General features: G+C 69.9%; 7 protein-coding genes. All 7 read left to right on the top strand.

Annotated features, from left to right (window positions below; genetic code table 11):
* Position 1 precedes the first annotated feature (1 nt).
* The 7 genes from QSK00_RS02205 (at position 2) to rpsG (ending at position 12,315) form a co-directional block, all read left to right on the top strand.
* Positions 2-1,405, top strand: coding sequence for an MCE family protein (locus QSK00_RS02205; protein ID WP_285586984.1), 1,404 nt, complete (start codon positions 2-4; stop codon positions 1,403-1,405).
* A gap of 104 nt (positions 1,406-1,509) precedes the next feature.
* Entirely contained in the window at positions 1,510-2,025 is a 516-nt protein-coding gene (locus QSK00_RS02200) for a hypothetical protein (RefSeq protein WP_285586982.1), read from the top strand.
* A gap of 14 nt (positions 2,026-2,039) precedes the next feature.
* Positions 2,040-3,092, top strand: a complete 1,053-nt coding sequence (locus tag QSK00_RS02195) for a hypothetical protein (RefSeq protein WP_285586980.1) — start codon at positions 2,040-2,042, stop codon at positions 3,090-3,092.
* 434 nt (positions 3,093-3,526) lie between these two features.
* Complete coding sequence (rpoB, locus tag QSK00_RS02190) at positions 3,527-7,009, top strand: DNA-directed RNA polymerase subunit beta (RefSeq protein ID WP_285586979.1); 3,483 nt, start codon at positions 3,527-3,529, stop codon at positions 7,007-7,009.
* Between the two features lie 86 nt (positions 7,010-7,095).
* Entirely contained in the window at positions 7,096-11,004 is a 3,909-nt protein-coding gene (locus QSK00_RS02185) for a DNA-directed RNA polymerase subunit beta' (RefSeq protein ID WP_285586978.1), read from the top strand.
* A 464-nt stretch (positions 11,005-11,468) separates the two neighbouring features.
* Positions 11,469-11,843 (top strand): 30S ribosomal protein S12, encoded by a 375-nt coding sequence (rpsL, locus tag QSK00_RS02180; protein WP_169186790.1) that lies wholly within the window; start codon positions 11,469-11,471, stop codon positions 11,841-11,843.
* Between the two features lies 1 nt (position 11,844).
* Positions 11,845-12,315 carry a 30S ribosomal protein S7 gene (gene rpsG / locus QSK00_RS02175; RefSeq protein WP_230755987.1) on the top strand — a complete coding sequence of 157 codons (471 nt, stop codon included), beginning with the start codon at positions 11,845-11,847 and terminating at the stop codon, positions 12,313-12,315.
* Positions 12,316-12,416 lie beyond the last annotated feature (101 nt).

The following is a 12,416-nucleotide window of genomic DNA, read 5'->3' as shown; positions in this document are numbered from 1 at the left end:
CATGACGAAGAAGATCCGGAACCTGCTGATCCTCTTCGTCGTCCTCTCGGTCGTCGGGATCGGCTACATCGCCTTCCGGTACGTCGGGGCGGACTCCCTCATCGGGCTCGGGCCGTACACGGTCAAGGTCGAGATGAAGGACTCCGGCGGCATCTTCCCGAAGGCGTCGGTGAGCTACCGCGGCGTCGAGATCGGCAAGGTCGGCGACATGCGGATCACGCCGACCGGCCTCGAGGTCGACCTCGAGATCGAGAAGGACAGCCCGGACGTCCCGGCGTCGGCCGTCGCCGTGATCGCCAACCGCTCGGCGGTCGGCGAGCAGTACGTCGACCTGCAGCCGCCGCGCGACGGCGGGCCCTATCTCGAGGACGGGTCCGTCATCCCGGTCGACCGGGTGCGCACCCCCACACCCGTCGACGGTCTGCTGGCGAACCTGAACTCGCTCGCGACCTCGGTCCCGCTCCCCGAGCTCCGCACCACGGTCGACGAGCTCTACACCGCCTTCGACCGCACCGGCCCGGACCTGCAGCGCCTGCTCGACAGCTCCAACGCCCTGGTGTCGACGGCGATCCAGCAGCTCCCGCAGACCACCCAGCTGCTCCGGGACGGGCGCGTCGTGCTGGGCACGCAGGCGAGTCTCGGGCCCCAGATCGTGTCGTTCAGCCGCGACCTGAACCTCTTCACGGCGCAGCTCAAGGCCGACGACCCGAACCTCCGTCGGCTGGTCCGGGCCGCCCCACCGGCCGCGCAGCAGCTCGAGGGACTGATCCGGGAGACCGGGCCGGACCTGTCGCGCGTGCTCGCGAACGTGCTGACCACGGTGCGGATCATCCAGCCGCGCCTCCCGGGCGTGGAGCAGCTGCTCGTGACCTACCCGGGCCTGTCCGCGGTGGCGCCCGCCGTGGTGCCCGGCGACGGGCGGGTGCACTTCGGTCTGGTCCTCAACATCGCGGACCCGCCCTACTGCCGTGACGGTTACCTCCAGCCCAACGCCGGCTGGCGGCCCGCGACGGACCAGACCTTCATCCCCATGGACACGCGCGTCTTCTGTGCCCAGGACCAGCCGGTGGACCCGCGCGGGGCGCAGCACACGCCGAACGACGACGGCAGCAAGCGCGGCGGCGTCCGCGACCCGAACCAGTACTACTACTCGCCCGGGAACCCGCCGCCCGGGACGTACCCGAACATCACGCCCGTGCCCGCGACGCCCTACACGCCCGGTCAGCGACCGGCTCCGGCCCCCGGCCAGCGCCAGAACGGGAACCCCGGGTCATCGGCGTCACAGGCCTCGTCGCAGAATGCAGACCAGACCACCGCGTTCTCCGCCACGTCGTCGTCCCCAGCCGACGTCCTGGCGAACTCCGGGCGCGGTGCCCCGCCGATCGTCATCCCGGGTCTGGGCTGACGAACGACCGGCGGGCCTCCCACCCCGAGGAGCTGAGGACCCTGCCCCCCACCGACACGCTCGACAAGCCCGAGGCAGACGGGACGTCGTCGACGCGACGGGGCGTGCGCGCCCCGTCGCAGCGCACGACCGTCCGCGTCCTGGCCGTCCTGACGGTGCTCGCCCTCGCCGCGGCCGTCGCCGCCGGCGTCTACTGGTGGATCGGGTCGCACGGCCCGACCGCGAACCAGGCCCACGACCGTGACGTCGCGGTGGACGCCGCGGAGCAGATCGTGGTCAACATCAACACCGTGCGCCCGCAGACGGTCGACGCCGACCTGCAGGCCGCCCAGACCTCGCTGACCGACCCGATGCTCTCCGAGTACCAGAAGGTCCGCCAGCAGTTCGCCGACAGCCTCAAGAAGGCCCAGGCGTCCGTCGTCGCGACCCCCGCCGGGGCCTCGCTGACGGCCTTCGACGACGACCGGGGCACGGCCTCCGCGATCGTCGCGATCAACGTGACGGCGTCCAGCGCCAACCAGCAGCCCACGCAGAAGCAGCAGCTGTTCCAGGTCGACATGCAGCGCACGCCGGACGGCTGGAAGGCCTCCAAGGCCGCCCCGACCGCGGGCCAGAGCTAGAGGAGGGAGCGTCGATGCCGCCCCGTACCCGCAGCACCACGACGACCACCCCCGCCGGTCGCCGCCCGAAGGTCGCCGGCCTGCGTGCGCCCGGCCGCCGCGGCGTGAGCACCGAGTCGGGCCCCGCGTCCGGCCGGCCGGTCGAGACCGAGCCGGAGGACCCGACCACCCGGGACGCCCCGGTCACCGCGAGCGCGCCCGAGACCGTGGACGCCCCCTCGGGCGCCCCGGTCGACGGCGCCACGGACACCACGACCCCGGACGCCGAGCCGGAGGGTGACGCGCCCGCCGCGACGCCCGCCGTCGGGACGGGCACCGAGTCGGAGGAGCGCGGCGCCGCCGCGCGGCCGACGCCGAAGGCGCGTCGGACCGGCCGGACCATGACGCCGTCGCCGTCCGCACCGGAGCCGTCGCCGCGCCGTGGCGGCGGCACGGCCCTGCTCGAGCGTCCCGCGCCGGGCCGGCGGACCCGGCCGGTGGCCGAGGAGTCCGGGGGCGGGTCCCGCGTCGGGCGGATCGCCGCGGCGGTCACGCGCCCCGTGGCGGGGCTCGGGGCGAACCCCCGCCGCCTGATGACCGTGCTCGCCGTCGTGCTCGTCCTGAGCCTCGGTCTCGGCACCTGGGCCTTCGTCGCCGCGCGGTCCGACCGGGCCGAGGGCACTGCCTACGCCAACGAGGCGGTGGTGAACGTCGCCGGGACGGCCGAGGTCGTCGGCCAGACCCGGCAGGCGATCGAGCAGATCCTGTCCTACGACTTCACCAAGCTCGACGACTCGGTGAACGCGGCGAAGTCGCAGGCGACCGGCTCGTTCGCCTCGGAGTACCTGTCGGTCTTCGAGCAGACGATCCGGAAGCCGGCGACGGACCAGAAGCTGCGCCAGACGGCGACCGTGCTCAACATCGGCGTCCAGCAGCTCTCCTCGGACAACGCCACCCTCCTGGCGCTGGTGCAGTTCACCGCCGAGCGCACGACGAACGGTCAGACCACGAACGCCCCCGGCCTGCTCACCGTGCAGGTGGTCAAGGAGGACGGGCGCTGGAAGATCAGTGAGCTGAAGCCGGTCTGACCCTCCGGTCCCCGGTGCCACGGGCCCGGGAGGCGAACCCCACGATGGGGTCGTCTCCCGGGCCCGTCGTCATGTGCGGGCACTCTGACCTGCGACGGGAGGACCACGACGCGCTCCGGTCGGGCGCGCGTCGGACTTGACGCGAGCGTGGTCACCGGTCACTCTGTTCCCAACGCGAGACCCCCGACGTCCGACCCCGTGGTCGGGCCCGGACCCCCGGTCCGGCCCCCGCAGGCGCGTCACGGTAGGGGGGTGTTCGACACGTGCGCCCACCAGTGGCTAGACTGTCGGATCGCGCTGCCTTGTCGTGTCTTCACGTCACCCGTGAGTACCCCACAGGCCGCGCCGATCGGCCGCCCGGGGCACTGCGCTGCGTCTCGAGCGGACGAAAGCTACTGACAGCGTCAGACAGCGTTGTTCCGGAAGGACGCATCTTGGCAGTTACCCGCGCCACCAGGTCCTCGAACCACCACGCGTCGTTCCCCGGAGCTCCCCTCCGGGTCTCCTTCGCCAAGCTCGACCAGCCGCTGGAGGTCCCCGACCTCCTCGACCTGCAGACCAAGTCCTTCGAGTGGCTGGTCGGCAGTGAGGAGTGGTTCGAGCGCCGCGTGGAAGCGGGCGAGGACACTCCGGTCGGTGGTCTGGAGGAGGTCCTCGCGGAGATTTCTCCGATCGAGGACTTCTCCGGTTCGATGTCGCTGTCCTTCTCCGACCCGCGCTTCGACGAGGTGAAGGCCTCCGTCGAGGAGTGCAAGGACAAGGACATGACCTACTCGGCCCCGCTCTTCGTGACGGCCGAGTTCACCAACAACACCACCGGTGAGATCAAGTCCCAGACGGTCTTCATGGGCGACTTCCCCGTGATGACCGACAAGGGCACGTTCATCATCAACGGCACCGAGCGCGTCGTCGTCTCGCAGCTCGTGCGCTCGCCCGGCGTGTACTTCGACCGCACCGTCGACAAGACGACGGACAAGGACGTCTTCAGCGTCAAGATCATCCCGAGCCGCGGGGCGTGGCTCGAGTTCGACGTCGACAAGCGCGACACGGTCGGTGTCCGCATCGACCGCAAGCGTCGCCAGCCGGTCACCGTGCTGCTGAAGGCCCTCGGGTGGACCACCGAGCAGATCCAGGAGAAGTTCTCCTTCTCCGAGACGCTGCTCGCCACGCTCGAGAAGGACGCCACGGCCGGCCAGGACGAGGCCCTGCTCGACATCTACCGCAAGCTGCGCCCGGGCGAGCCGCCCACGCGCGAGTCGGCGCAGACGCTCCTGGAGAACCTGTTCTTCAAGGACAAGCGCTACGACCTCGCGAAGGTCGGCCGCTACAAGGTCAACAAGAAGCTGGGCCTCGACGTCGAGCCGTCGACCGGCACGCTGACCGAGGACGACATCATCCAGACGATCTCCTACCTCGTGCGCCTGCACGCGGGGGAGACCGAGGTGGCGGCCGAGAACGGCGACACGATCCCGGTCGAGACCGACGACATCGACCACTTCGGCAACCGGCGCCTGCGCACGGTCGGCGAGCTCATCCAGAACCAGATCCGGGTGGGACTCTCGCGCATGGAGCGCGTCGTGCGCGAGCGCATGACGACCCAGGACGTCGAGGCGATCACGCCGCAGACCCTGATCAACATCCGTCCCGTCGTGGCGGCGATCAAGGAGTTCTTCGGTACCTCGCAGCTCTCGCAGTTCATGGACCAGACCAACCCGCTCGCGGGCCTGACGCACAAGCGTCGGCTCTCCGCGCTCGGCCCGGGCGGTCTGTCGCGTGAGCGCGCCGGCATGGAGGTCCGCGACGTCCACCCGTCGCACTACGGCCGCATGTGCCCGATCGAGACCCCGGAGGGCCCGAACATCGGCCTGATCGGGTCGCTGTCGAGCTTCGCGCGGGTCAACCCGTTCGGCTTCATCGAGACGCCGTACCGGAAGGTCGTCGACGGGGTCGTCATCGACCAGATCGACTACCTGACCGCCGACGAGGAGGACCGCTTCGTCGTCGCGCAGGCCAACGCGCCGCTCGACGAGGACGGCCGTTTCCTCGACGACCGCATCCTGGTCCGCCGCAAGGGCGGCGACGTCGACCTCATCGCGCCGACGCGGGTCGACTACATGGACGTCTCGCCGCGCCAGATGGTGTCGGTCGCGACGGCGATGATCCCGTTCCTCGAGCACGACGACGCCAACCGCGCCCTCATGGGCGCGAACATGCAGCGTCAGTCGGTGCCGCTGCTGCGTTCCGAGTCGCCGCTGGTCGGCACCGGGATGGAGCTGCGCGCCGCGGTGGACGCGGGCGACGTCATCGCCGCGGACCGTCCGGGTGTGGTCGAGGAGCTGTGCGCCGACTACATCACGATCATGGACGACGACGGCCAGCGGACGACGCACCGGCTGCACAAGTTCACGCGCTCGAACCAGGGCACGTGCATCAACCAGAAGCCGATCGTCTCCGAGGGCGACCGCGTCGAGGCCCGCCAGGTCCTCGCCGACGGGCCGTGCACCGAGGACGGTGAGATGGCCCTGGGCAAGAACCTGCTCGTGGCGATCATGCCGTGGGAGGGGCACAACTACGAGGACGCGATCATCCTGTCGCAGCGTCTCGTGCAGGACGACGTCCTGACCTCGATCCACATCGAGGAGCACGAGATCGACGCCCGCGACACGAAGCTCGGCGCCGAGGAGATCACCCGGGACATCCCGAACGTCTCCGAGGAGGTCCTCGCCGACCTCGACGAGCGCGGCATCATCCGCATCGGGGCCGAGGTCGCCGACGGCGACATCCTGGTCGGGAAGGTCACGCCCAAGGGCGAGACCGAGCTGACCCCGGAGGAGCGCCTGCTCCGCGCGATCTTCGGTGAGAAGGCGCGCGAGGTCCGCGACACCTCGCTCAAGGTCCCGCACGGTGAGACCGGCAAGGTCATCGGCATCCGCGTGTTCTCGCGCGACGACGACGACGAGCTCCCGCCCGGCGTCAACGAGCTGGTCCGCGTCTACGTGGCCCAGAAGCGCAAGATCTCCGAGGGCGACAAGCTCGCCGGCCGCCACGGGAACAAGGGCGTCATCGGCAAGATCCTGCCGGTCGAGGACATGCCGTTCCTCGCCGACGGGACCCCGGTCGACATCGTCCTGAACACCCACGGTGTGCCGCGACGCATGAACATCGGCCAGGTGCTCGAGACCCACCTCGGGTGGATCGCGAAGAGCGGCTGGGAGGTCGACGCGGACAACACGGCCGAGTGGGCCGTGAACCTCCCCGACGACATGCGATACGTCGCGCCCGACACGAACACCGCCACCCCGGTGTTCGACGGTGCCCGCCAGACCGAGATCTCGGGACTGCTCGGCTCGACGCTGCCGAACCGTGACGGCGTCCGGCTGGTCGGCGAGGACGGCAAGGCGCAGATCTTCGACGGTCGTACCGGCGAGCCCTACCCGCACCAGATCGCGGTCGGCTACATGTACATCCTGAAGCTGCTGCACCTGGTGGACGACAAGATCCACGCCCGGTCGACCGGCCCGTACTCGATGATCACCCAGCAGCCGCTGGGTGGTAAGGCGCAGTTCGGTGGCCAGCGCTTCGGCGAGATGGAGTGCTGGGCGATGCAGGCCTACGGCGCGGCGTACACGCTGCAGGAGCTGCTGACGATCAAGTCCGACGACGTGCTCGGTCGCGTCAAGGTCTACGAGGCGATCGTCAAGGGGGAGAACATCCCCGAGCCCGGTATCCCGGAGTCCTTCAAGGTGCTCCTCAAGGAGCTCCAGTCGCTCTGCCTCAACGTGGAGGTGCTGTCCTCGGACGGCGCGGCCATCGAGATGCGCGACGGCGACGACGAGGACCTGGAGCGCGCCGCGGCGAACCTCGGCATCAACCTCTCGCGCAACGAGTCGCCCTCCGTGGACGACGTCGTCAACTGATGCCTCGCTGCCCGGGCCGGTGCCACCGCGCCGGCCCGGGCCTGCGGACCCTCTAGAAATCAGCTCACCCATCCAGGGGAGAACCTTTGCTCGACGTCAACTTCTTCGACGAGCTCCGGATCGGTCTGGCCACCGCCGACGACATCCGGCAGTGGTCCTTCGGCGAGGTCAAGAAGCCCGAGACCATCAACTACCGCACGCTCAAGCCCGAGAAGGACGGACTCTTCTGCGAGAAGATCTTCGGTCCGACGCGGGACTGGGAGTGCTACTGCGGCAAGTACAAGCGTGTCCGCTTCAAGGGCATCATCTGTGAGCGCTGCGGCGTCGAGGTGACCCGCGCCAAGGTGCGTCGTGAGCGGATGGGCCACATCGAGCTGGCCGCGCCCGTCACGCACATCTGGTACTTCAAGGGCGTCCCGTCGCGGCTGGGCTACCTGCTCGACCTCGCGCCGAAGGACCTCGAGAAGATCATCTACTTCGCGGCCTACGTCATCACCGACGTGAACGCGGAGCAGCGCCACAACGACCTGTCGACCCTCGAGAACGAGATCGCCGGGGAGCGCAAGCGCCTCGAGTCGCAGCGCGACAACGACCTCGAGACCCGCGCGCAGAAGCTCGAGAGCGACATCGCCGAGCTCGAGGCCGAGGGCGCCAAGTCCGACGTGCGCCGCAAGGTCAAGGAGGGCGGCGAGCGCGAGATGCGTCAGCTGCGCGACCGTGCGCAGCGCGAGCTCGACCGCCTGCAGGAGGTGTGGGACACCTTCGCCAAGCTCGACCGCGGGCAGCTCATCCAGGACGAGTCGCTCTACCGCGAGCTCTACGACCGCTACGCGGACTACTTCACCGGTGCCATGGGTGCCGAGGCGATCCAGAAGCTGCTGGACACCTTCGACATCGACGCCGAGGCGGAGAACCTCCGCGAGACGATCCGCTCGGGCAAGGGGCAGCGCAAGCTGCGCGCGCTCAAGCGGCTCAAGGTCGTCGCCGCGTTCCAGGCCACCGGCAACCGTCCCGGCGGCATGGTCCTCGACTGCGTCCCGGTCATCCCGCCGGACCTGCGCCCGATGGTGCAGCTCGACGGTGGCCGCTTCGCGACCTCGGACCTGAACGACCTGTACCGCCGCGTCATCAACCGCAACAACCGCCTCAAGCGACTGATCGACCTCGGCGCGCCCGAGATCATCGTCAACAACGAGAAGCGGATGCTGCAGGAGGCCGTCGACGCGCTGTTCGACAACGGCCGCCGTGGCCGGCCGGTGACCGGGCCGGGCAACCGCCCGCTCAAGTCCCTCTCCGACCTGCTCAAGGGCAAGCAGGGCCGGTTCCGCCAGAACCTGCTCGGCAAGCGCGTCGACTACTCGGGCCGTTCGGTCATCGTGGTCGGCCCGCAGCTGAAGCTGCACCAGTGCGGCCTGCCCAAGCAGATGGCGCTCGAGCTGTTCAAGCCGTTCGTCATGAAGCGACTGGTCGACCTCAACCACGCCCAGAACATCAAGTCCGCCAAGCGGATGGTGGAGCGTCAGCGCGGCCAGGTGTGGGACGTGCTCGAGGAGGTCATCAACGAGCACCCGGTGATGCTGAACCGGGCGCCCACGCTGCACCGCCTCGGCATCCAGGCCTTCGAGCCGCAGCTGGTCGAGGGCAAGGCCATCCAGCTCCACCCGCTGGTCTGCGAGGCCTTCAACGCCGACTTCGACGGTGACCAGATGGCGGTCCACCTGCCGCTGTCGGCCGAGGCGCAGGCCGAGGCCCGCATCCTCATGCTGTCGGCGAACAACATCCTGTCGCCGGCGTCGGGCAAGCCGCTCGCCATGCCGCGTCTGGACATGGTCACGGGGCTCTACTACCTGACGACCAAGCGTCCGGGCGCCGAGGGCGAGGGGCGGGCGTTCTCGTCCCCGGCCGAGGCGATCATGGCCTACGACCTGGGGACGCTCCACCTGCAGGCGCCCTGCCGCATCCGCCTGACCGGGGACGTCGTCCCGGGTCCGGGCATGGCCCGCGAGGACCACGAGCCGGGCACCCCCTGGCTCGCGGACACCACGCTGGGCCGGGTGCTCTTCAACGAGCTCCTGCCGGAGGACTACCCCTTCGTCGACGACCTGCTGCCCAAGAAGCGGCAGGCGGCGATCATCAACGACCTCGCCGAGCGCTACTCGATGACCGAGGTCGCGATGACCCTGGACCGGCTGAAGGACGCCGGCTTCCACTGGGCCACGCGCTCGGGCGTCACGGTCGCCATGGACGACGTCGTCGTGCCCGCGAACAAGGCCCAGATCCTCGAGGGTTACGAGGAGCGGGCCGAGCAGGTCAACAAGCGCTACCAGCGCGGTGCGCTCTCCTACCAGGAGCGCAACGACGAGATGGTGCGCATCTGGGGCCAGGCCACCGAGGAGGTGGCGAAGGCGATGGAGGACCAGTTCCCCGAGGACAACTCCATCCGCCGGATCGTCGAGTCGGGCGCGGCCGGCAACATGACCCAGATCCGCCAGCTGGCGGGCATCAAGGGTCTGGTCGCCAACCCGAAGGGCGAGTTCATCCCGCGCCCGATCAAGGCGAACTACCGCGAGGGCCTCACGGTGGTCGAGTACTTCATCTCGACCCACGGCACGCGCAAGGGTCTGGCCGACACCGCGCTCCGCACGGCGGACTCGGGCTACCTGACCCGTCGTCTCGTCGACGTCTCGCAGGACGTCATCGTCCGCGAGGTGGACTGCGGGACCGAGCGCGGCGTGCCGATGCCGATCGCCGAGCGCGTCGGGGACACCCTGCAGCGCGACGTCCACGTCGACACCAGCGTCTACACCCGCACCGCGGCGTCGGACGTCACCGACGCGAACGGTGAGGTCGTGCTGGGCAAGGGCGGCGACATCGGGCAGCAGGCGATCGACTCGCTCATCGCCCACGGGATCGACAAGGTCCGCGTCCGCAGCGTCCTGACCTGCGACTCGGCCCAGGGCGTCTGCGCGATGTGCTACGGCCGATCGCTCGCGACCGGCCAGCTCGTCGACGTCGGCGAGGCGGTCGGCATCGTCGCCGCCCAGTCGATCGGTGAGCCCGGCACGCAGCTGACCATGCGCACGTTCAAGCAGGGTGGTGTGGCCGGCGAGGACATCACCACCGGTCTGCCGCGTGTGCAGGAGGTCTTCGAGGCCCGCGTCCCGAAGGGCAAGGCGCCCATCGCGGACGTCGACGGCCGCGTGCAGCTCGAGGACGGCGAGAAGTTCTGGAAGATCACCCTCATCCCGGACGACGGGTCCGAGGAGGTCGTCTACGACAAGCTGTCCAAGCGCCAGCGTCTCGCCACGCTGACCGTCGACGGCACCGAGCGCCCGCTGCAGGACGGCGACCACGTCGACGTCGGGCAGCAGCTGCTCGAGGGCACCGCCGACCCGCACGAGATCCTGCGTGTCATGGGCCCCCGCGAGGTGCAGCTGCACCTGGTCGACGAGGTCCAGAAGGTCTACCGCTCGCAGGGTGTGTCGATCCACGACAAGCACATCGAGGTCATCGTCCGGCAGATGCTCCGCCGGGTGACGATCATCGACTCGGGCGCGACGGAGTTCCTGCCCGGCGGCGTCGTGGACCGCGCGGAGTTCGAGGGCCAGAACCGCAAGGTCGTCGCCGAGGGCGGCGACCCGGCGGCCGGGCGTCCGGTGCTGATGGGCATCACGAAGGCCTCGCTGGCCACCGAGTCGTGGCTCTCGGCCGCGTCCTTCCAGGAGACCACGCGGATCCTGACCAACGCCGCGATCGAGGGGAAGTCCGACAGCCTCGTGGGGCTGAAGGAGAACGTCATCATCGGCAAGCTGATCCCGGCCGGCACCGGCATCAACCGGTACCGGAACATCCAGGTCCAGCCCACCGAGGAGGCGCGCGCCGCGGCGTACGCCCTGCCGAGCTACGACGACGGGTACTACTCGCCCGACGTGTTCGGCAGCGGCAGCGGCGTGGCCGTCCCGCTCGACGACTACGACTTCGGCCAGTACCGCTGACCTGAGTCACCAGCACGACCTGCGCCCCCGTCCGGCTCCGCCGGGCGGGGGCGTCGTCGTCTCCGGGGAATGCCGCGTCCCCGCACCGCGTTGTGCCGTACCGAGGCGCCGTTGGTGTAGTCTGCGGCGAGCCCGTTCGACGACGCGTACGACGCCGTCGTCGATATGGAGATCCCTGGCCGGTCTTCGAGGGCGCGCAGGGTCCGTCGAGGGCGTCTTCGGGACGCGGATCCGGACCCACCTGCGACTCGGCCCCCGAGCAGGGGGTATCGTCGCCATCGGTGCCCGACGCGATCGGGTCGTTGCGCTGCGCCCGGTACCGGTCGTCGCCGACGACGACCGGATGCGCCGGCGGTGTCGAGTGTGAGGGCCGTGGACGCTCTTGCCGACACGCCCGTCCCCGCGTTCAGGGGTCCGACACCGACGAGACAGCGCAGATCGAGCAGGACGAGCCAGAGGAACGAATGCCCACCATCCAGCAGTTGGTCCGCCGGGGCCGCGAGGACAAGGTCGAGAAGACCAAGACCGCGGCTCTCAAGGGCAGCCCGCAGCGACGCGGTGTCTGCACCCGCGTCTACACGACCACCCCGAAGAAGCCGAACTCCGCGCTCCGCAAGGTCGCGCGCGTGCGCCTCTCGAACCAGATCGAGGTCACCGCGTACATCCCGGGCGAGGGCCACAACCTGCAGGAGCACTCGATCGTGCTCGTGCGTGGCGGTCGTGTGAAGGACCTGCCGGGCGTTCGTTACAAGATCATCCGCGGCGCACTGGACACGCAGGCGGTCAAGAACCGCAAGCAGGCCCGCAGCCGCTACGGGACGAAGAAGGACAAGAGCTGACATGCCGCGCAAGGGACCCGCTCCGAAGCGTCCGCTGGTGTCCGACCCGGTGTACGGGGCGCCGCTGGTGACGCAGCTGGTGAACAAGGTGCTCGTCGACGGCAAGCGGTCGCTCGCCGAGCGCATCGTCTACGGCGCCCTCGAGGGCTGCCGCGAGCGCAACGGCGCCGACCCGGTCGTCACGCTCAAGCGTGCGCTGGACAACGTCAAGCCCGCCCTCGAGGTCCGCAGCCGCCGCGTCGGTGGCGCGACCTACCAGGTGCCGATCGAGGTGCGCGCCGGCCGCTCGACCACGCTCGGGCTGCGCTGGCTCATCACCTACGCGCGTGCCCGTCGCGAGAAGACGATGGTCGAGCGGCTCACCAACGAGCTGCTCGACGCCTCGAACGGCCTCGGTGCGGCCGTCAAGCGCCGCGAGGACACGCACAAGATGGCCGAGTCGAACAAGGCCTTCGCGCACTACCGCTGGTGACGCGGGCCGGTGCCCGGTGAGAACCACCGGGCACCGCCCGATGTCGCGCAGGTCCGCCGCGCCAGACCCGCGGCGACGAACCGAGAAGGAAGAGGAATTCC

It is taken from the genome of Actinomycetospora sp. NBRC 106378, assembly GCF_030269685.1.
In the GTDB taxonomy this organism is placed as follows: domain Bacteria; phylum Actinomycetota; class Actinomycetes; order Mycobacteriales; family Pseudonocardiaceae; genus Actinomycetospora.
The sequence above is the reverse complement of the archived record's forward strand: the minus strand, read 5'-3'. Positions and strand labels throughout refer to the sequence as shown.

Coding starts and splice junctions, on each gene's coding strand:
- QSK00_RS02195 (WP_285586980.1), top strand. CDS start 2,040: ATGCCGCCCCGTACCCGCAGCACCACGACGACCACCCCCGCCGGTCGC.
- rpsG (WP_230755987.1), top strand. CDS start 11,845: ATGCCGCGCAAGGGACCCGCTCCGAAGCGTCCGCTGGTGTCCGACCCG.
- QSK00_RS02205 (WP_285586984.1), top strand. CDS start 2: ATGACGAAGAAGATCCGGAACCTGCTGATCCTCTTCGTCGTCCTCTCG.
- rpsL (WP_169186790.1), top strand. CDS start 11,469: ATGCCCACCATCCAGCAGTTGGTCCGCCGGGGCCGCGAGGACAAGGTC.